Raw genomic sequence first — 19,857 nt, 5'->3', positions numbered from 1 at the left:
ATCCCTCGCGCGGGGGTAAATCTCAGGGCAGAGTGAGAAGTTCACGGTTCTTGATGTGCGGGAGGCCGGGATGTCGCAGGAGACATGGCTGGGGATCGACCTCGGTACGCAGAGCGTGCGGGTCCTGGCCGTCGGCGCCGACGGTGCGGTCCTCGGCAGCGGGACGGCCCCGCTGGAGGGGCGGCGCGACGGGCCGCGGCACGAGCAGGATCCGGGGGAGTGGTGGACGGCGGTGGCCGTGGCGTCCCGGGCGGCGCTGCGCGATCGGCCCCGCGTCGCCGGAGTCGCGGTGTGCGGCACCTCCGGGACCGTCCTGCTGACGGACCCCGCCGGACGGCCCGTGAGCCCCGCGCTGATGTACGACGACGGACGGGCCTGGGCCGAGGCGGAGCGGCTGCGCTCGGCGGGCCTCGCGGTACAGAACACCTGGGGGCTGCCGAAGGCGCTGTGGCTGGCCCGCACCCACGGGCGGGGCACCGTCACCCACCAGCCCGACCTCATCACCGCCCGCCTGACCGGCCACCGCGTCCCCACCGACTCCAGTCACGCCCTCAAGACGGCCTACGACGTGGCGGCCGACGCCTGGCCCGACGTCCCCGGCGCCCCCGCACTGCCGGACGTCGTCCGCCCCGGCACCCGGCTCGGCGAGGTCTGTGCGGCCGCCGCGGAGGCCACCGGCATCCCCGCCGGCACCCCCGTGATCGCCGGCATGACCGACGGCTGCGCGGCCCAGATCGCGTCCGGCGCGCTGCGCGAGGGCTCCTGGAACTCGGTGCTCGGCACCACCCTCGTCCTCAAGGGAGCGTCCCGCGTCCCCGTCCACGACCCCACCGGCGTCGTCTACAACCACCGTGCGCCGGACGGGAGTTGGCTGCCCGGCGGTGCCTCCAGCGTGGGCGCCGGTGTGCTCACGGCGGCATTCTCGGGGGCGGATCCGGCGGCGATGGACGAGCGGGCCGCCGCGCACGAGCCGGCCGGCGCGATCGCCTACCCCCTCGTCTCCCCGGGCGAGCGCTTCCCCTTCCTCGCCCCGCAGGCCACCGCCCTGGTCCTCGGCGAACCCGCGGGCGACGCCGACCTGTGGGCCGCCCTCCTCCAGGGCGTCGCCTTCGCGGAACGCCTGTGCCTGGACTACCTCCACCACCTCGGCGCCCCCCTCGACGGCCCCCTCAGCCTCACCGGCGGCGGCGCCCGCAGTCCGTACTGGAACCAGCTCCGCGCCGACGTCCTCGGCCGCCCGGCCCGGGTCCCGGAACAGACCGAACCGGCCCTGGGCATGGCGGTGCTGGCGGCCCACGGCGTCACCGGCGAGGCGCTGCCGGACCTCGCCGAGGGCATGGTCCGCATCCGTACGGTCGTGGCACCGCGCCCCGGCCGCACGGCCCTGTTCGCGGAGCCGTACGCCCGGCTCGTGCACGAACTGACCGCCCGCGGCTGGCTCCCGGAACCCGTCGCGGCCCACGCGCGCGGCCGCCTCACCCTGGATACTGCGGACTCATGAGTACGACCCTTCTGCTGGCCCGCCACGGCCAGACCGTGTGGCACGCCGAGAACCGTTACGCAGGCGTGAGCGACGTGGCCCTCACCGACGTGGGCCGGGCGCAGGCCGCGGCGCTGGGCCGGTGGGTCGCCGCCCACCCGGTCGACGCGATCTGGACGTCCCCGCTGTCCCGGGCCGTCCGCACGGCACGGCCCGCCTGCGACGCCCTCGGCCTCACCCCGTACCGCGAACCCGACCTGTGCGAATGCGACTTCGGGGTGGTGGAGGGCCGTACCCTCGCCGAGTTCGCCGCGGAGGACCCCATGGCGGCGGAGGCCTTCCGCGCGGACCCGGTCGCGCACCCGTTCCCCGGCGCTGAGGACCCGGTCGCGGCAGCCGCGCGGGGAGCGGCCGCGCTGCGCCGCATCGCGACGGCTCATCCGGGCGGTCGTGTGCTGGTCGTCGCCCACAACACCCTGTTCCGTCTGGTGCTGTGCGAACTGCTGCACATCCCCCTGCGCGACTACCGCCGGGTGTTCCCGCAACTACGCAACGCGGCGGTCACCGAACTCCGTGTGACCAGCGACGATTCCATCGCACTTGTCTCCCTCAATGTGCCGTGCGAGCCGGGCGAGTCGTAGCACCATGGGCTCATGACGGAGATCGACACCTCGGTGCCCCACTCGGCCCGCATCTGGAACTACTGGCTGGGCGGCAAGGACAACTACCCCGTGGACGAGGCGGCCGGCGACGCCTACACCGCCGTCTTCCCCGGCATCGTCACCATCGCCCGCAGCAGCCGCGCCTTCCTCGGCCGCAGCATCCGGTACCTGGTGGAGGAGGCGGGCGTACGCCAGTTCCTGGACGTCGGCACCGGGCTCCCCACCGTCGACAACACCCACGAGGTGGCCCAGCGCAGCGCCCCCGAGTCGAAGATCGTCTACGTCGACAACGACCCGCTCGTCCTCGCCCACGCCCGCGCCCTGCTCACCTCGACGCCACAGGGCGTGACGGCGTACGAGGACCTGAGCCTGTACGACCCCGAGCGCATCCTGGAAGCGGCGTCCAAGACCCTCGACCTCAGCCGGCCGACGGCCCTGATCATGAGCGGCATCCTCGGTCACGTCACCGACTACGACCAGGCCCGCGACCTCGTCACCCGGCTCCTGGCCGGCCTCCCCTCGGGCAGCTACCTCTCGCTCAACGAAGGTTCCCGAGGCACCGACCCGGACTACGAACAGGCCCAGGACGCCTACAACGAGACCGGCGCCGTCCCGTACTTCCTGCGCCCGGTCGAGCAGATCACCGCGTACTTCGACGGCCTGGAGCTGGTGGACCCGGGCGTCGTCTCCGTCCCCCTGTGGCGCCCCGACGGCGGCGCCCAGCCGGAGCCGATCGGCCAGCACGGCGGCGTGGGCCGCAAGCCCTGATCTGAAGCGAACCGGAAAGCCCCCGCGAGTCACGTCCTCGCGGGGGCTTCCGTCATTCCGCCTGCCGGTGAAGGTTGAGAAGACGATCACGAGGCAGGACGCTTCACGGGGTGGTCACGGCGCCAGCAGCAGCACATCCGCGCGGGACTTGGCGGCCTCGTGACGCCGGGCCACGTCCTGCCAGTTGACGACGGCCCACATCGCCTCGATGAAGTCGACCTTCTGGTTCTTGTACTGGAGGTAGAAGGCGTGCTCCCAGGCGTCGAAGACGAGGATCGGCACGGACCCCTGGCCGACGTTGCCCTGGTGGTCGTAGACCTGCTCGACGATCAGCAGTCCGCTGAGCGGCTCGTACGCGAGCACACCCCAGCCCGAACCCTGGGTCGTGGCCGCGGCCTTGGTCAGCTGGGCCTTGAGGTTGGCGAAGGAGCCGAACGACTCGGTGATGGCGTCCGCGAGGTCGCCCACCCCGTCCACGGCCAGCGGCTCACCGCCGCCGTCACCGGTCATGTTGTGCCAGTAGATGGAGTGCAGGATGTGCCCGGAGAGATGGAAGGCCAGGTTCTTCTCCAGCCCGTTGATCACTCCCCATGTCTCCTTGTCCCGCGCTTCCGCCAGCTGCTCCAGCGTGTCGTTGGCACCCTTCACATACGCCGCGTGGTGCTTGTCGTGGTGCAGCTCGATGATCTCGGGGCTGATCACGGGGGCGAGTGCGGAGTAGTCGTAGGGCAGTTCGGGAAGCGTGTAGACGGGCATGAAGGGGTCCCCTCAAAAGCTTGTTGCAACTAGCTTGCAATAACAAGCTAACAGCAAAAAGCCCCCGGTGTGATCCACACGGGGGCTTTCGGCCAGTCGGGATTGTCAGCCGGTCGTGGCGCGCCTGCGCTGCCAGGTGTAGCCGATCGCCGCCAGCGCCAGCGTCATCCCGCCGGTGAAGTACAGCTGCACCCGCGTGTCCGGCTCCCGGGCCATCAGCACGAAGATCGCCAGCATCCCCGCCATGGCGACCCAGGTGAGCACCGGGAACGCCCACATCCGCACGGTCAGCCGCTCCGGTGTCTCGCGCTCCAGCCGCCCCCGCAGCCGCAGCTGGGAGACCGCGATGAAGCCCCAGACGACGAGGATGACCGCGCCGATCATGTTGAGGAGCCAGGAGAAGACGTCGTCGGGGCGCCAGTAGCTGAGCAGGACGCAGACGAAGCCGAAGACGCAGGAGGCCAGCACGGCGACGCGGGGGACGCCGCCGGACACGCGGCCCAGTGGCTTCGGGCCCTGGCCGCGCGCGACGAGGGAGTAGGCGATGCGCGAGGAGCCGTAGATGTTGGCGTTCATCGCGGAGAGCAGCGCCACGAGGACGACCACGTTCATCAGCTGACCCGCGCCGGGGATACCGAGCGAGTCGAGCGCGGCGACGTACGGGCCCTTCTCGACGACCGCGGCCGAGTCCCACGGGACCAGCGTCACGATGACCGCCATGGAGCCGATGTAGAAGAGCGCGATGCGCCACATCGCCGTACGGACCGCGCTCGCCACCCCCTTGACCGGGTCCTCGGACTCCGCCGCCGCGATGGTGACCGTCTCCAGACCGCCGTACGCGAAGACGGAGGCGAGGATGCCGATGACCAGCCCCTCGCTGCCGTGGGGGAGGAAGTCGGAGAGGTTCGAGGTGCCCGGGGAGTCCGTACCCGGGAGCACCCCGGCGATCGCCAGTACGCCCAGCACCAGGAACAGGCTGATCGCGCCCACCTTCAGCGCGGCGAACCAGAACTCGAACTCGCCGAAGTTCTTCACCGCGGCGAGGTTGGTCGCGCAGAAGACCACCATGAAGAGGGCCACCCAGGCCCACTCCGGCGTCCCCGGCAGCCAGCCCGTCACGATCTTCGCCGCGCCGATGCCCTCCAGGCCCACGGCCGTGCAGAGCAGGATCCAGAAGGACCATCCGGCGGTGAAGCCGGCCCAGGGCCCGATCGCCCGCTCGGCGTGCGCGGAGAAGGAGCCCGAGGAGGGATACGCGGCCGACATCTCGCCGAGCATCCGCATGACCAGCATCACGAGGAGGCCGGAGAGGACGTAGGCGACGACGATCGAGGGCCCGGCGGCGGCGATACCCGCGCCGGAGCCCACGAACAGGCCCGCGCCGATGACACCGCCGAGGGCGATCATCGACAGGTGGCGCTGCTTGAGGCCGTGGGAGAGGGAGACGTCCGGCTCTTGTGGAGCCTCGACGGAGGTGGTGCTGGGCATGGGCGTGGTTCGTCCAGTGCGTGAGACGGGCAAAAACGCCCACAGTCTGGGCGGCCTCCCCGGTCGGAAGGGAAGGCCGCCCACTATCCGGACGCGTCCGGTACAGCCCGTGACTACGCCGCCACGCTCGTGTAGTGCGACGCGTCGCCCTCCACGGCGTAGCTCTCCTTGCCCTCGACACCGACGGGGATGTCACCGGCGACGGTCACCCGGTGCAGACGGCGCGCCTGCCGGTCGTAGTTGTCGACGGCGTAGTGCTGGGTGATGCGGTTGTCGAAGAGCACCAGCTGGTTCTCGGACCAGCGGTGGCGCAGGATGTGCTCCGGCTTGATCACATACGACTGGAGCAGGTCGAGCAGCTTGCGGGACTCGCCCACCGACAGACCCACGAGCCGCTGGGCGAACCCGCCGATGAACAGCCCGCGTTCGCCGGTCAGCGGGTGGACGCGGACCACGGGGTGGGCGGTGCGGTACTTGATCGAGGTGAACTGCGCGCGCTGGGCGGCCTTGTCCTCGTCGATGTCCTCGGCCGGGACCGCGTAGTCGTAGTCGTTGGTGTGCTCGGCCCACAGGGTGTCGGCCAGCTGCCGCAGCGGCTCGGGCAGGCTGCGGTAGGCGGCCGCCGAGCTGGCGATCAGGGTCTCGCCGCCGTACGGCGGGAGCGTGATGCTGCGCAGGGTGCTGGCCTGCGGCGGGTTGAGGACGAAGGTGACGTCCGTGTGCCAGTGGTTGGCGCTGCCCTGCTCGCTGTCGACGGGCAGCACGTTCGGGACGCCGTCGACGGCGGGCACCGTCGGGTGGGCGGTGGTGAGGTCGCCGAAGTGGCGGGCGAAGGCCTGCTGGCCCTCGTCGTCCAGGTTCACCTCGTCGAAGACGAGCGCCTTGTGCGCGTTGAGGGCCTCGCGCAGGGCGGTGACCGTCTCCTCGTCGAGCGGCTTGGCGATGTCGACGCCGGAGACGCGGGCGCCGATGTGGGCGGTGACCTTGGTGATCTCGATGCTCATGGGATGTCCTCTCAGACCAGGGTGGCGGTGTACTGGTTGGCGGGGCGGGGGAGGCCGTAGCGCTCCCGCAGGGTCCGGCGCGGCCCGTACTCCTCGCGGAGCAGACCGCGGGCGCGCAGGATCGGGACGACGTGGTCGACGAAGAGGTCGAGGCCGGACGGCAGCACGGCCGGCATGATGTTGAAGCCGTCGGCGGCACCGAGCGTGAACCACCGCTCGATCGCGTCGGCGACCTGCTCGGGCGTCCCCGCGAAGGTGAGGTGCCCGCGTCCGCCGCCGAGCCGTCCGATGAGCTGCCGCACGGTGAGGGACTCCCGCCGGGCGAGCTCGACGATCAGCGTGTACCGGCTCTTGGCACCCTCGATGGCGTCCTCGGTGGGGAGATCGGCGGGCAGGAGGGAGTCCAACTCCAGGGAGCCGGGCTCCAATTGCAGCAGCCGCTCCAGGCGGTCCACCCCGTGCGTGTACACGATGTGGTCCTCCAGGACCTGCTCGGCCGCCCGCGCCTCGGCCTCCGTGGACCCGATGACGGGCACGATCCCGGGCAGCACCTTGATGTGCTCGGGGTCCCGACCGGCCTGCCGGGTGCGGGACTTGAGGTCGGAGTAGAAGTCCTGCGCGTCCTTCAGGGTCTGCTGCGCGGTGAACACGGCCTCGGCGTACCGCGCCGCGAACCGCTTCCCGTCCTCGCTCGACCCCGCCTGCACGAGCAGCGGGTAACCCTGCGGCGAACGCGGCACGTTGAGGGCGCCCTCGACACTGAAGTACGTCCCCTGGTGCCGCGGCGGATGGATCTTGTCGTCGTCACCCCACACACCGGCCGACTTGTCGCCGACGATCGCGTCGTCCTCCCAGCTGTCCCAGAGCTTCAGGGCGACATCCAGGAACTCGGCGGCGCGGGCATACCGCTCGGCGTGCGCCGGCTCCGCATCGAGCCCGAAGTTCCGCGCCGCCTCCGCACCGGCGGTGGTGACGATGTTCCACCCGGCCCGCCCCCCACTGATGATGTCCAGGGACGCGAACTTACGGGCCAGGTTGTAGGGCGAGTTGTACGACGTCGACGCCGTCGCGATCAGCCCGATGTGCTCGGTCGCCGTCGCCAACGCGGTGAGCAAGGTGAGCGGCTCCAGCGCACCGGCGGGCCGCTGTGCGATGTTCCCCCACAACTGGGGCCCATCAGCGAGAAACAGCGAGTCGAAGGTCCCACGCTCGGCGATCTTCGCGAGCCTGACGTAGTGATCCAGCTCGACATGGGCGTACGGATCACTCTCGGGCAGTCTCCACGAGGCTTCGTGGTGCCCGGTGTTCATGAGGAAGGCGTTGAGGTGGAGCTGGCGGGTCATGCGAGGGTCCTTTACTTGTGGTCGTTCAGCGCATCCGACGTTCGAGGGCGAGGGCGGGCCGTCCCGATCCCCCCACCCGCTGGGGGCTTCGCCTCTGTCTTTCAGCCCGTCCGGCGTTTGAGGACGAGGCCCTTCGGGCCGATCGGGGTCTGGGGCGGAGCCCCAGCGGGGTCGAAGGGGCGGAGCCCCTGGGGATGGGACGGGTAGGGGCGGCGGGGGCGAGGAAAGCCCCTCGGTCACCCCACGTCCTCGGTCACCCCCAGCGCCGACAGCAACCGCTCCCGGTACTCCCCGAGCAACGGATCCCGATACGACCGCGGATGAGGCCGCTCGATGGCCAGATCGACCCCCACCCGCCCCTCCTCCAGCACCAGCACCCGATCCGCCAGCACGATCGCCTCATCCACGTCATGCGTGACCAGCAGCACCGAAGGCCGATGCCGCTCCCACAACTCCCGCAGCAGCGCATGCATCTTGATCCGCGTCAACGCGTCCAACGCCCCGAACGGCTCATCGGCCAGCAACAGCTCCGGCTCCCGCACCAACGACCGCGCCAGTGCCGCCCGCTGCGCCTCACCCCCGGACAACTCATTGGGCCAGGCCCGCTCCCGCCCCTTGAGCCCGACCTCCTCAAGAGCCGCCCGCCCCTTGTCCTCGCCGTCCGTCCCCAGCAGTACGTTGTCCAGCACCCGCCGCCACGGCAGCAGCCGCGAGTCCTGGAAGACCACGGACACCCGCTCGGGCGCGCTGAGCTGACCGCTCCCGACGACCTCGTGGTCCAGCCCCGCGATCGCCCGCAGCAGCGTGCTCTTGCCGGACCCGCTGTGCCCGAGCAGGGCCACGAACTGCCCGGCGGGAATGTCGAGGTCGATCCCGTCGAGGACGACCCGCCCGTCGAACGACCGGGTCAGACCCCGGAGTTGGACGGCCGGCCGGGTCAGCTGCTCAGTGTGCGTCGCCATGACAGCACCCTCCGTTCGATGAAGCGGACCGTGCTGTCGGAGGCGAGTCCGAAGACGCCGTAGACGACGAGTCCGACGAGGATGACGTCCGACTGGCCGTAGTTCTGGGCCTGGAACATCATGTAGCCGAGTCCGCTGGTGGCGTTGATCTGCTCCAGCACGACCAGGCCGAGCCAGGAGCCGGTGACACCGAGCCGGAGTCCCACGAAGAATCCGGGCAGTGCGCCGGGGATGACGATCTGCCGGATGAACTGGAACCGGTTGAGCCCTTGCACTTCGGCGAGTTCGACGAACCGGCTGTCGATGCCGGACAGCGCGGCATGGGTGTTCAGATAGATCGGGATGTAGACGACGATCGCGATGATGGCGATCTTGAAGGTCTCGCCGATGCCCAGCCAGAGGATGAACAGCGGGATCAGACCGAGCGTCGGGATCGCCCGGTTGAGGTTCACCGACCCGTCGATGAGCGCCTCCCCGACCCGGCTCAGCCCGGCCGCCAGCGCGAGCGCGACCCCGGCGACGAGACCGATCGCGAACCCGGAGGCGGCGCGCTGGAGCGAGGTCAGGATGTCGCCGACCAGCGTGCCGTCCGTCCACAGATGGGCCCCGGTCTCCACGACCGTCCAGGGCGCCGGGATCGCGGCCGGGTCCAGCCGCCCCGCGGCGGAGGCGGCGGCCCACAGGGCGAGCAGCAGGGCGGGGCCGATGAGCCGGGTGGCCGGCAGCCGGCGGCCGGGGGACAGGCCCCGCCGTTTCCGGCGTACCGCTTTCGACGGTTCCGCGACGACCGGTGCGGTCGCCGTCGTGGTCACAGCACTCACTTGCGGTACTCCTCTGCTACGGACTTCGCGGCGATGCCCTCGAAGCGGTGGTCGAAGAGCGAGGACACGTCGAACTTCTTCACGAACCCGCCTTCCGCCAGCAGATCGGCGGTCTCCTGCTCCCAGCGGATCGCCTCGTCCCAACTGGGCGAGAACAAAGGCTTGTTGGCGAGCGCGGTGATGCCCTGCGCCTGGGCGAGGGTCAGGTTCTGCGTCTTGACGTAGAACTCCTCGTTCCAGATGTCGGGGTTCTCGTACGTCCAGACCTGGCCCTTGGCCCAGAAGGGGATGTAGGCGGCGACCGCGGCCGCCTTCGCCTTGTCGTTCAGTACGGTGGCCGGCGCCCACAGCAGGTTGAGCAGGTCGACCACGTCCGTGGTGATGATCCGGGCGCCCTTGGACTCGTACTGCGAGAGGTAGGCGGGCGACTGGGTGTTGCCCAGCGGGGCGATGTCCACCTGGCCCGACTGGAGGGCGGTGAGGAACTGGTTGCTGGTCAGCGGGACCAGCTTCACGTCGTCGTACTTCAGCCCGGCCTTCTTCAAGGCCCGCAGCAGCACGACACCTTGGGCCTGGCCCTGGGAGAAGGCGAGCTTCTTCCCCCGGAAGTCATCGACCGTACGGATATCACTGCCGGGCTTGGTGGCGAAGACGTAATTCGGCTTACGGGTGATGTTGATCGCGACGATCTTCGCGTCGAATCCCTGGTAGTGCGCCTGGATCGGTGGAATTCCCGCGTTGTTGGCGAGGTCCAGGGAGTTGGCGCGAAAGGCGTTGATGACATCGGGCCCTGCGCCGATGTTCACCCAGCTCGACACCTTGAAAGGCAGCTCGCCCAACTTGGCGAGCTTGAACTGGAGTTGCTGGGTGTTCGAGAAAGAGGCGATCTTGAGGCTGGTGCCGGCCGGGACCTTGTCGGCGAGCGGGGCGGTCGAGGCGCCCTTGGCACCGGTGGCGGCGCTGGACTCGGCGCAGCCGCTGAGCCCGGCGACACCGGCCGCGGCGCCCACGAGCGAGGTCAGGAACAGCCGCCGGTCTATGCCGGACGTACGGGAAAAAGGCATGGGAGGACTCCCTGAATTGGTGCATGAGAAAAGCGCGATGAACGGCGTGCGGAAGAAATTTCACGCGGCAGAAATGAGCGCGTCACACGGGGCAACGTGTCAGCAACAGAAGGCGCGACAGTGCAGGTGAGGGCTCATGGGCAAGATGCTCCCGGTTGAGCGGAACCCGTGTCAATATTCGGAGTTTCTGAATTAATTCCGCTCAGGTGACACGGCCAGTGGATCCCGGTAAAGCGTGTCGAGGGCCACCGAACCGCCCGCCACCGCGAGGACGGAATCCGGGAAACTCGTCGGGATCACGGCCGCCGCCCGCTCGGGTCCGACCTCGTCCCGCAGCGCGGTGAGGCAGTCCTCCCGATGGATCGCGCCGACCTCGGTGACCACGACGGTCTCCGGGTTGAGGATGTCGAGCAGCAGCCCGGCCGCCCGCCCCGTCATCCGCGACCGCTCCACCAGCAGCCGGGCGGCCACCGGATCCCCGTCCGCCGCTCCCCGCACGAGATGCATCGGGTTCACCCCGGCGATGACACCCGCCGCCCGCGCCCGCTCGCACAGCGTCCGCTCACTCAGCTCGACCTGGAGGCAGCCGACCCGCCCGCACCCGCACCTCTGCGAGCCGCCGAGCGGTAGATGGGCGATCGCGCCGGCCTGCGAACGCGGCCCGTGGTGCACCTCGTCGTTGGTGGCGAACGCGGCGTCGACCACATTGCCGACGAACAGATGCAGCACGCTGCGGCTGCCCCGCGCCCGCCCGAACAGCCGCTCCGCGTTGACCAACGCCCGCGCGTGCCCGTCCACATGGACCGGCAGCCCGGTGCGCGCGCCGATCAGCTCCCGCACCGGCACGTCCCGCCAGCCCAGCAGCTGGTGCTCGACGACGGTTCCGGCCTCCTGGTCCACCCAGCCACCGGCCGCGAAGCCGACACCGAGCGGCCGGCACCCCGGCGCCGCGTCGAGCAGCGCGCCCAGCCCGTCGGCGGCCCGCGCCAGCACCCGCCCCGGCTCGGTGACGCCCTCGTGCTTGAGCTCCCGCGAGGCCACCACGCGTCCGCGCAGATCGAGCAGCGCGACGGTGGTGTAGGGGACCGCCACATGGACCCCGCCCACGACGAAACGTGAGGAGTCCAGGTCGACCGGCACATGGGGCCGCCCCACACCCTTCGACCGCCGGGGCATGGCGGCCTCCCGGATCAGCCCGAGCTGAGTGAACCGGGCGCAGTAGTCCGTCACCGAGGCGGGGGAGAGGCCGGTCAGCCGGGCGATGGTGGAGCGCGCCACGGGCCCGTGCTCCAGCACGGACCGCAGCACGACACTCGCGCTCGTCCGCCGCCGGTCGGCATCGGAGGCACGCGCGATGGGGGAGACAAGGGTGGTGGGCATGGCGATCATCCTCGGGAGCGGGTCCGACACTGCGCCGTCTCGGAGGGTGAGGCGCCCCGGAGCCGCCTCACCCGGGGCGGCGACAGGCGGCAGCGCTCACTCGTCGCAGGTCGACATGGCGACGCGACGTGAGGGTGAGGGCCTGGGCAACCATGGCTCGAAGGGTAGGGGGGTCGGCCGGATCCGGCCAGGGTGCGATGCCCCATTTGGTGGGACCCTACAGACGCCGTTCACACTCGACACGTGAGTGAAACGTCCCGGCCTCAGTGACCGGTTTCACGTCCTACCCGGTGTAACCACCACCCTTTGTCTGGAGCCCACCAAGCCGCGGCTCCAGCCTTTGTCGAGCGCTGACGGTGATCGGCGCGAGGAGGCCGGTATAGCGTCGCGATGTCCCTCGCCGTTCATACCCTCGCGGAGTCCCCATGAGCACCGCCGTCGCCCCCGTCCGCCCTGGCCAGGTCCTCGCCGACCTGCTGCCGGCCTCCCGTGTCCGGGACGTCGCGCTCGTGCTCGGCGGTGCCGCGCTGACCGGCCTCGCCGCCCAGATCTCGGTGCCGGTGCCGGGCTCCCCGGTGCCGGTGACCGGCCAGACCTTCGCCGCGCTGCTCGTCGGCACGACGCTGGGCGCCGGCCGCGGCTTCCTCTCCCTCGCCCTGTACGCGCTCGCGGGCATCGCGGGCGTGCCGTGGTTCGCGGGCGCCACCTCCGGCGGTTCGGCCCCCTCCTTCGGCTACATCCTCGGCATGATCCTCGCCTCCACCGTCGTCGGCGCCCTGGCCCGCCGCGGCGCCGACCGCTCCGTGCTGCGCACGGCGGGCGCGATGCTGCTCGGCGAGGCGATCATCTACGCCGTCGGCGTCCCGTACCTGGCCCTCGCCACCGGCATGTCCGCCTCCGCAGCCATCGCGGCCGGCCTCACCCCGTTCCTGATCGGCGACGCCCTCAAGGCGGCCCTGGCGATGGGCCTGCTGCCCACGACCTGGAAGCTCGTCAACCGCTGAAACCGCTGAACCCGCTGACGTGGTCAGGGAAGAGGCTCGCCGGGTCGTACTGCGACTTCAGCCCGGCGAGCCTCTTGCGCGTCTCGTCGTCGTACAACCCCTCGCTCCGGTCCCCGGCCCCGAACGCGAAGTTGACCGCCCGCCCGAGCGTGCCGGGCGCGAGCAGCGCGAACGCCGGATCGAGGGTCTCCCGGGCCCGCTCCCGTTCCGCCATGGCCAACAGCCGTACCAGGAACCGCCCTTCACGCCACGGCACGGAGTTCGGCGCGGGCTCGGTGAGCGCCCCACCGAGATGATTGATCTGAACGACGACCATGGCGCCGGCGCCCGGCCCGGTGCGCCGAAGCACCTCACCGGTTGCCGGGATGTCCAACTCGCCGAGCACCGCGCTGTCCCCGTAGTACGTGTGCGGGAAGTCCGGGTCGCTGTGGATGGTGTGGCTCTCGGTGTACGGCATCTCCCGCAGTGAGTCGGCGAGCACCGGCCCGATCTCCCGCAGCGGGGCGACGAGTCGCTCCCCGTCGGCGCCCGTGTGCGCGACCCGTACGGAGACGACGTACCGTCCGCGCAGCCGCGGCGGCAGCGCCGGCAGGTCCGGATACGGTACGGCGGCGAAGGACGAGGTCAGCCCGTCCGGTACGGTCCGCGTCCACGCCTCGTACGCCCGCAGTACGGTCGCCGGATCGACCTGACGCCCGTCGAAGGCGAGCGAACCGCCGTACAGCGTCCGCACGGGGACGAGGCCGATCTCCAGCTCGGTGACGATGCCGAGACCGTGCCCGCCGCCGAGCAGCCCCCAGTACAGGCCGGGCTCGAACTCCCGTGTCACCTGCCGCAGTCGGCCGTCGCCGGTGACGACGTCGAGGGCGCGGACATGGTCGGCCGCGTACCCGAACTCCCGCGCCAGGATGCCCAGTCCGCCGCCCAGCGTGTACGACACGGCGCCGACGCCCGGCGCGGAGCCGTTGAGCGGGGCGAGCCCGTGGGGTGCGGCGGCTTCGACGACCTGGCTCCAGCGGACGCCCGCCTGGATGCGGGCGGTGCGTGCGACGGGGTCGACGGTCACCCGGTCCATGCGCCGCGTCGAGACGAGTACGCCGCCCTCGACCGGCCCCGGCAGCCCGTGACCGGTGGCCTGGACGACGACCGGCAGCCGCTCGGCGGCGGCGTGGCGCACGGCGGCGACGATGTCGTCGGTGGAGCTGGCGACGACGAGGTGTGCGGGACGCACGGTGAACCCGGTCTGGAATCCGGCGAGTTCCTGAGCTGTGTGGCTGTTCATGTACGTCATGCTGGAGGCATAACCTGACAGCTTCCGTCAGGTTATGCCTCCATGGACCGACGTCAGTGCGTGCGGACCTCCTGCCGCGGCCGCCGCGTGGCCCACCACATCCCGGCCGCACCGGCGGTCAGCAGCGCCGCGCCCGCCGCCCCCAGCGGGAGCAGGTCACGGGCGGGACCGGTCTTGGGCAGCTCCTTCTCGCCGCCCGGCCCGACGGGCTGGTTGTCGGTGCCGAGCAGCAGCGGGGTGGCCGGGGCGTTCGGCGACGGGTTCGTCGTACCGAACGGAACCGGGCCCTGCTGCCAGAACGTCTTCTTTCCGTCGCCGGACTGCACCGGCAGACAGATCTTGCCGGTCTTTCCTAGATCGAATGTCGCGTCCACGGCGTACGACTTCGACTTACCGGCCGCGAGATTGTCGATCGGGCAGGCGAAACCGCTGTTCGAGCCCTCCGGCAGATCGCTTTCGGCAATCGAGGAGCACCCTTGAACGTCATTGACCGTGAGGCCGTCGAATCCGACGACCAAAAGCTGGATCTTTCCGCTGTCCTTGGTCCCCTCGTTCTTCACCGTGGCGGTGAGGTCGGTCTTTTCGGAACTGTTGTCGACCGAGATCTGTTCGGGCAGCAGCGTGGTCAGCTTCACGCCCGCCGGTGCCTCGTCAACGGCCTTTCCCCCCTTGCTGCTTCCGGGTCCCTCGGCCGCGCCGGCGGCGGTGGAAAGGATCAGCACGGCCGAAAAAGATGCCGTGACCAGCGATCCCGCGATGGTCGTCATACGACGAGAACTCATGTTCGTCCCCCTTGGCTGCGCCTGAATTCGCAGTACTTGAAGAGCTACCACAAGATTTCTCCGCACTATGCTGGTACGGCGCGAAGTGTGACCATTGTGTTGAAGTAGGCGTTGACCGGTGCGTGGTTGAGGGGGTGTGACGGATTGCCGGGGAATACGGGAAACACGAGGAGCGGTGGGGCTCCCGGGATATTGGTGACGGGACGTTATCGCCTGGTCGAGAGCATTGGTCAGGGGGGAATGGGGCGGGTGTGGCGGGCCGCCGACGAGATGCTCGACCGGGAGGTCGCGGTCAAGGAGATGCGCATAGACGGTCTCGACGCGGAGGACGCGCGCACCCGCAGGGAACGCACGCTGCGCGAGGCGCGGGCCACGGCGCGGATCGACCACCCCAATGTCGTACGGATCTACGACGTGGTCGACGAGGGCGAACGCCTGTGGATCGTCATGGAGTTGGTCGCCGGCCGCTCCCTGGAGCGGATGATGATGGAGGACGGCCCGCTCGGCCCCCTGGAGGCGGCCCGTATCGGCGTCGGCCTGGTGACGGCGCTGCGTCAGGTGCACGCCCGTGGCGTCCTGCACCGGGACATCAAGCCGGGCAACGTCCTGGTGGAGCGGACCGGACACCGCGTGGTCCTCACGGACTTCGGCATCGCGGCGATCCAGGACGCGAAGGCGCTCACGATGGTCGGCATGCTGGTCGGCTCCCCCGACTACATGGCCCCCGAACGCATCTCGGGCCGCCCCCAGGGCCCGCCGTCCGACATCTGGTCCCTGGGCGCGACGCTCTGCGCGGCCATGGGCGGCCGCTCCCCCTTCTCCCGCGACACCACCCTCGCCACGCTCCACGCGGTCCTCTACGAAGAGCCCGAACTCCCCGCCTCCGCTGGCCCGTTGCGCGACATCCTGGCCGCCCTCCTGGAGAAGGACCCCGACGTCCGCCCGGGCCTGGACGACCTGGAGACCGCTCTGCGACCGGTGGCCTTCCCGGCCCCCACCCCGACAGTCGCGGTGCCCAGGACGGAGGAACCCCGCGAGGAGGAACAGCGCCCGGCCCCCGGGGAAGCCGCACCCGGCACGACCCCGGACCCTCGCCCGGAAGTGAGTCCGAGCCCGTCCCAGCCCACGGAGCCGGCGCCCCTCCCGCACCCCGAGACACCTGAACGGGCGGCGACGGGGCCGGAGCATGCGGCCGGACCGGGGGATCTGGCCGAGCCCGGGGCGGAAGCGGTTGGCCCTTCTTTCGCGCCGGAGTCGGCGGGTCGGCCCGCCGGGCCGGAGTCCGAGGCGGCGCGTGGGTCCGCATCCGTGGGGGAAGCGGCCGGTGGGGCCGAGACAGGTACCGCGTCCGAGTTCGAGTCACCGACGCCCTCCGCGCCCACTCCACGGACCCCACCCCCTGACCAGGCGACCCCTCAACTCCCGTGGGCCCCCCACGAATCACCCACCCCCGCCTACCTGGACGCCTCCCGTGTCCCCGCCGCCCGGGATCCCCGGCGTCCCGAGCCGGAGACCCGGCCGGAACCCGAGGCCGTACACGACGCGATCCCGCAGCAGCGCACCGCACCCGCGCAGACCCAGCGACCCGCCACCCACGGGCCCGTCGCGCAGCCGTCCCTTCCCGAACGCCCCGCCACCCACGAGCCTGCCGCGCACCCGGCCCGGACCGAGCGTCCCGTCAGCCTCGACCGCCCCACACCCGCACCCGACTCCGGCAACGCCTCCACGGAAGCGGCCGCGTCCACCAGTTCCGAGGTCCGCTCCGAAACCCCCGTCGGCGGCCCGGCGGGAGCCGCACGCGGCGTTTCGCTCAACCGCTCCGAGGCGGTGACCGAGCGCCGGCCGGTGCACGAGCCGCCGCCCGGGATGCCGCCCGGCGAACTGCCCGGACCCGCCCGCCCGAGCGACCCGCGGCGCCCGCACCGCCGTACCGGACTGCTCGCCGCCGCGGCCGTGGTCACCGCCGGTGCGGTCGTCGCCGTCGTACTCCTGATGAACTCCGGCTCACCCGGCGGGAATCAGGCCGACGGCTCACCCACCCCGTCCCCGACCGTGTCCGAGACCCCCTCGCCCACCGTCGAGGGCACGTCCCGGCCGCAGAGCCTGCCGCCGGGCGCGCACCGGGAGGCGGGCGGGTTCGCCTGGGCGACCCCCGAGGGCTGGCGCAGGGACGTGAAGACGGGCGCGGAGGTCCACTACACGTCGCCGGACGGCAAACAGGAACTCGTCGCGAAGTCCTCGCTGGCCCGCGGCGATCTGATGGAGACCTGGGAGACCTCGGAGCAGAACGCCCACCAGGGCGAGGACTACCAGAAGATCCGGTTGGCGGAGACGAAGTTCCGCGACTACCCGGCGGTCGTCTGGGAGTACACCTTCACCCTCAAGGGCACCAAGTGGCACGCCCGGCTGCTGGGCTTCAACGCGGACGGCAAGTCGTACCAGATCAACACCTGGTACCAGCCCGACATCGAGAACCAGGCGGTGAAGACGTACGACAAGGTCACGGACAGCTTCACGATCCTGTGAGGCATGAGCCAAGAGGCATGAGAAAAGGGGCCCCTCAGGCGAATTCCAGGGGCCCCTTCCTCATACGTGGTGGCGCGTCAGCCGACCTTGACCTCGTCGACCTCGTCGCGCACCTCGGGGGAGACGACGGCGGCGCGGTTGGCGCCGACCTTCTCCTTCACGAAGGCGATGGCGAGCACGAACGCCGCGACGAGCACCGAGAGCAGGACGGTCGTACGCCCACTGCTCGCACCCTCCGTGTCGGTCAGCATGTAACCGAGCACGAACACGATCAACCCGGCGGTCGCCCAGGTGAGATACGGGTACAGCCACATCTTCACGACCAGCTTCTCCGGCGCCTCGGCCTGGATGATCTTCCGCATCCGCAGCTGCGAGAAGCAGATCACCAGCCAGACGAACAGGGCGACCGCTCCGGAGGAGTTGACGAGGAAGAGGAAGACCGTCTTCGGGGACAGGTAGTTGAAGAAGACGGCGACGAAGCCGAACACGACCGAGGCGAGGATCGCCGTCATCGGCACACCCCGGCCGGTGGTCCGCGCGAACGACTTCGGCGCGTCGCCCCGCTGGCCGAGCGAGAAGGCCATGCGGGAGGCCGTGTAGAGGCCGGAGTTGAGACAGGACAGCACCGAGGTCAGCACGATGAAGTTCATGATCTGACCGGCGTGCGCGATGCCCAGGGAGTCGAGCGCGGCGACGTAGGAGCCGTCCTTCTTGATGGACGGGTCGTTCCAGGGCAGCAGCGAGACCACGACGAAGATCGAGCCGAGGTAGAAGACGCCGACCCGCCAGATGATGCTGTTGGTCGCCTTGGTGACGGCCTGCTGCGGGTTCTCGGACTCACCGGCGGCCAGCGTGGCGATCTCGCTGCCCATGAAGGAGAAGACGACGAGCAGTACACCGGTGAGGATCGCGCCGGCGCCGTTGGGGAGGAAGCCGCCGTGGTCGGTGAGGTTGCCGAGACCGGCCTTGTCGCTGTCGACGCCGGGCAGCACCCCGAAGACGGCGAGCCCGCCGATGACGATGAACGCGGCGATCGCGACGACCTTGATGCCGGCGAACCAGAACTCGAACTCACCGTAGGACCCGACGGAGACCAGGTTGGTCGCGGTCAGCACGATCATCACGATGAGGGCCCAGGCCCACTGGGGCACGGCCGGTATCCAGCCCTCCAGGATCACGGCACCGGCGGTGGCCTCGACGGCCAGCACCACGACCCAGAAGAACCAGTACAGCCAGCCGATGGAGAACCCGGCCCAGCGCCCGAGCGCGCGGTCGGCGTGCGCCGAGAAGGAGCCGGAGGTCGGGTTGGCGGCGGACATCTCACCGAGCATCCGCATCACCAGCACCACGAGCGTGCCGACGAGCGCGTACGACAGGAGGATGCCGGGTCCCGCGGTGGCGATACCGGAGCTGGATCCGACGAAGAGGCCGGCACCGATCACACCACCGATGGCGATCATCGACAGGTGACGGTTCTTGAGCCCGGCCTGAAGGCCGTTACCGGGGTCTCCGGTGGCCTTGGCCGGGGTCGGCTGCGAAGTCATGAGGGGAATTCCTTTGCGCCGGGCGAGCAGTGTCCCGTACGAGCGGCGTACGGATCGGTCCAGTGAATCGGAGGTAAAGGAATTCGTGAACCTTTGATTCCGGATCGTTACTTGAGGTTTTCTTGAGCTTCGATGGTCAGATCAAGAATTTTCCTGCGCGACACCCAGGGCTGCTGCCCCGAAACAGTCGTGTCACACTCATCCCATGCGCGTGTATCTCGGCTCCGACCATGCGGGCTTCGAACTCAAGAACCACCTCGTCGACTGGCTCAAGGCGGCCGGCCACGACCCGGTCGACTGCGGTCCCCACATCTACGACGCCCAGGACGACTACCCCCCGTTCTGCCTCCGCGCCGCGGAGCGCACAGCGGCGGACCCGGACTCCCTCGGCATCGTGATCGGCGGCTCCGGCAACGGCGAGCAGATCGCCGCGAACAAGGTCAAGGGCGTCCGCGCGGCGCTGGCCTGGAGCGAGGAGACCGCGTCGCTGGGCCGCCAGCACAACAACGCCAACGTCGTCGCGGTGGGCGCCCGCATGCACACCCAGGACGAGGCCACGAAGTTCGTCGAGACCTTCCTCGCCACCCCGTTCTCCGAGGACGCCCGCCACATCCGCCGCATCGACATGCTGGCCGCCTACGAGACCACGGGCGACCTGCCCCCGATCCCGCCGCACCACCCGCAGCAGTAGCCAATCGCCGCCGTGGCCGCTGCGGGCGCGCTCTCGCCGTGGCCGTGGCCGGGTGCGGGCGCGTGGGGGCTGGTCGCGCAGTTCCCCGCGCCCCTGGGCGTCTCGCCGCATCCGGCGTAGGAGGCCAAGGGAAGCCGTCCTGATCCCCCACCCACCCCTGTCTTTCAGCCCGCCCGGCGTTGGAGGACGAGGACATACCGTCCCGATCCCCCACCCACCCGTGACGGCTGCGCCTCCCAAGGCCGGTCCGCATCCTTCAGCCCGTCCGGCGTTGGAGGACGAGGACATACC

General features: G+C 70.4%; 18 protein-coding genes. 6 read left to right on the top strand and 12 right to left on the bottom strand.

What is annotated here, in order from left to right:
* Positions 1 to 70 precede the first annotated feature (70 nt).
* The 3 genes from ACFY0U_RS03030 to ACFY0U_RS03020 are packed head-to-tail and all read left to right on the top strand — an operon-like array spanning position 71 to position 2,910.
* Positions 71 to 1,501 (top strand): FGGY-family carbohydrate kinase, encoded by a 1,431-nt coding sequence (locus ACFY0U_RS03030; protein WP_388629264.1) that lies wholly within the window; start codon positions 71 to 73, stop codon positions 1,499 to 1,501.
* Positions 1,498 to 2,121: a histidine phosphatase family protein gene (locus tag ACFY0U_RS03025; RefSeq protein WP_388629262.1), complete on the top strand. Its 624-nt coding sequence runs from the start codon at positions 1,498 to 1,500 to the stop codon at positions 2,119 to 2,121. Before ACFY0U_RS03030 ends, ACFY0U_RS03025 begins: the two co-directional genes overlap by 4 nt.
* A 12-nt stretch (positions 2,122 to 2,133) precedes the next feature.
* Complete coding sequence (locus tag ACFY0U_RS03020) at positions 2,134 to 2,910, top strand: SAM-dependent methyltransferase (protein WP_388629260.1); 777 nt, start codon at positions 2,134 to 2,136, stop codon at positions 2,908 to 2,910.
* A gap of 114 nt (positions 2,911 to 3,024) precedes the next feature.
* Here the strand turns inward: ACFY0U_RS03020 and ACFY0U_RS03015 are convergent, their stop codons facing one another.
* The 9 genes from ACFY0U_RS03015 to ACFY0U_RS02975 form a co-directional block, all read right to left on the bottom strand.
* Entirely contained in the window at positions 3,025 to 3,666 is a 642-nt protein-coding gene (locus ACFY0U_RS03015; RefSeq protein WP_388629257.1) for a superoxide dismutase, read from the bottom strand.
* 105 nt (positions 3,667 to 3,771) lie between these two features.
* On the bottom strand, positions 3,772 to 5,154 hold the full coding sequence (locus ACFY0U_RS03010) for an amino acid permease (RefSeq protein WP_388629254.1): 1,383 nt from the start codon (positions 5,152 to 5,154) through the stop codon (positions 3,772 to 3,774).
* 113 nt (positions 5,155 to 5,267) lie between these two features.
* Complete coding sequence (locus ACFY0U_RS03005; protein ID WP_388629251.1) at positions 5,268 to 6,158, bottom strand: TauD/TfdA dioxygenase family protein; 891 nt, start codon at positions 6,156 to 6,158, stop codon at positions 5,268 to 5,270.
* An 11-nt stretch (positions 6,159 to 6,169) separates the two neighbouring features.
* Positions 6,170 to 7,501, bottom strand: coding sequence for an LLM class flavin-dependent oxidoreductase (locus ACFY0U_RS03000; RefSeq protein ID WP_388629249.1), 1,332 nt, complete (start codon positions 7,499 to 7,501; stop codon positions 6,170 to 6,172).
* Positions 7,502 to 7,737: 236 nt separating this feature from the next.
* The gene (locus ACFY0U_RS02995) at positions 7,738 to 8,463 is read right to left on the bottom strand and encodes an ABC transporter ATP-binding protein (protein WP_388629246.1); all 726 of its coding nucleotides are present in this window, start codon (positions 8,461 to 8,463) and stop codon (positions 7,738 to 7,740) included.
* Positions 8,439 to 9,284: an ABC transporter permease gene (locus ACFY0U_RS02990; protein WP_388629243.1), complete on the bottom strand. Its 846-nt coding sequence runs from the start codon at positions 9,282 to 9,284 to the stop codon at positions 8,439 to 8,441. Before ACFY0U_RS02990 ends, ACFY0U_RS02995 begins: the two co-directional genes overlap by 25 nt.
* Entirely contained in the window at positions 9,281 to 10,348 is a 1,068-nt protein-coding gene (locus ACFY0U_RS02985) for an ABC transporter substrate-binding protein (protein WP_388629240.1), read from the bottom strand. Before ACFY0U_RS02985 ends, ACFY0U_RS02990 begins: the two co-directional genes overlap by 4 nt.
* A gap of 192 nt (positions 10,349 to 10,540) precedes the next feature.
* Positions 10,541 to 11,728, bottom strand: a complete 1,188-nt coding sequence (locus ACFY0U_RS02980; RefSeq protein WP_388629237.1) for an ROK family protein — start codon at positions 11,726 to 11,728, stop codon at positions 10,541 to 10,543.
* Between the two features lie 67 nt (positions 11,729 to 11,795).
* On the bottom strand, positions 11,796 to 11,882 hold the full coding sequence (locus ACFY0U_RS02975; RefSeq protein WP_353694792.1) for a putative leader peptide: 87 nt from the start codon (positions 11,880 to 11,882) through the stop codon (positions 11,796 to 11,798).
* A gap of 271 nt (positions 11,883 to 12,153) precedes the next feature.
* Between ACFY0U_RS02975 and ACFY0U_RS02970 the strand changes: the two genes are divergently transcribed.
* Positions 12,154 to 12,732 (top strand): biotin transporter BioY, encoded by a 579-nt coding sequence (locus ACFY0U_RS02970; RefSeq protein WP_388629235.1) that lies wholly within the window; start codon positions 12,154 to 12,156, stop codon positions 12,730 to 12,732.
* Here the strand turns inward: ACFY0U_RS02970 and ACFY0U_RS02965 are convergent.
* The gene (locus ACFY0U_RS02965; RefSeq protein WP_388629232.1) at positions 12,722 to 14,023 is read right to left on the bottom strand and encodes an FAD-binding oxidoreductase; all 1,302 of its coding nucleotides are present in this window, start codon (positions 14,021 to 14,023) and stop codon (positions 12,722 to 12,724) included. The genes ACFY0U_RS02970 and ACFY0U_RS02965 overlap by 11 nt on opposite strands.
* A gap of 53 nt (positions 14,024 to 14,076) precedes the next feature.
* Complete coding sequence (locus tag ACFY0U_RS02960; RefSeq protein WP_388629229.1) at positions 14,077 to 14,805, bottom strand: hypothetical protein; 729 nt, start codon at positions 14,803 to 14,805, stop codon at positions 14,077 to 14,079.
* A gap of 195 nt (positions 14,806 to 15,000) precedes the next feature.
* Here ACFY0U_RS02960 and ACFY0U_RS02955 point away from each other — a divergent pair, with 195 nt between their 5' ends.
* Positions 15,001 to 17,331, top strand: a complete 2,331-nt coding sequence (locus ACFY0U_RS02955; protein ID WP_388629226.1) for a protein kinase — start codon at positions 15,001 to 15,003, stop codon at positions 17,329 to 17,331.
* Between the two features lie 77 nt (positions 17,332 to 17,408).
* On the opposite strand, the gene ACFY0U_RS02950 is transcribed toward ACFY0U_RS02955, so the two are convergent.
* Entirely contained in the window at positions 17,409 to 18,875 is a 1,467-nt protein-coding gene (locus ACFY0U_RS02950; protein WP_388629223.1) for an amino acid permease, read from the bottom strand.
* Between the two features lie 205 nt (positions 18,876 to 19,080).
* Between ACFY0U_RS02950 and ACFY0U_RS02945 the strand changes: the two genes are divergently transcribed.
* A complete protein-coding gene (locus tag ACFY0U_RS02945) occupies positions 19,081 to 19,566 on the top strand; it encodes a ribose-5-phosphate isomerase (RefSeq protein ID WP_388629220.1) in 486 nt (161 codons plus the stop codon).
* Positions 19,567 to 19,857: the final 291 nt, after the last annotated feature.

This window comes from Streptomyces sp. NPDC001536, from assembly GCF_042894505.1.
GTDB lineage: Bacteria > Actinomycetota > Actinomycetes > Streptomycetales > Streptomycetaceae > Streptomyces.
The sequence above is the reverse complement of the archived record's forward strand: the minus strand, read 5'-3'. Positions and strand labels throughout refer to the sequence as shown.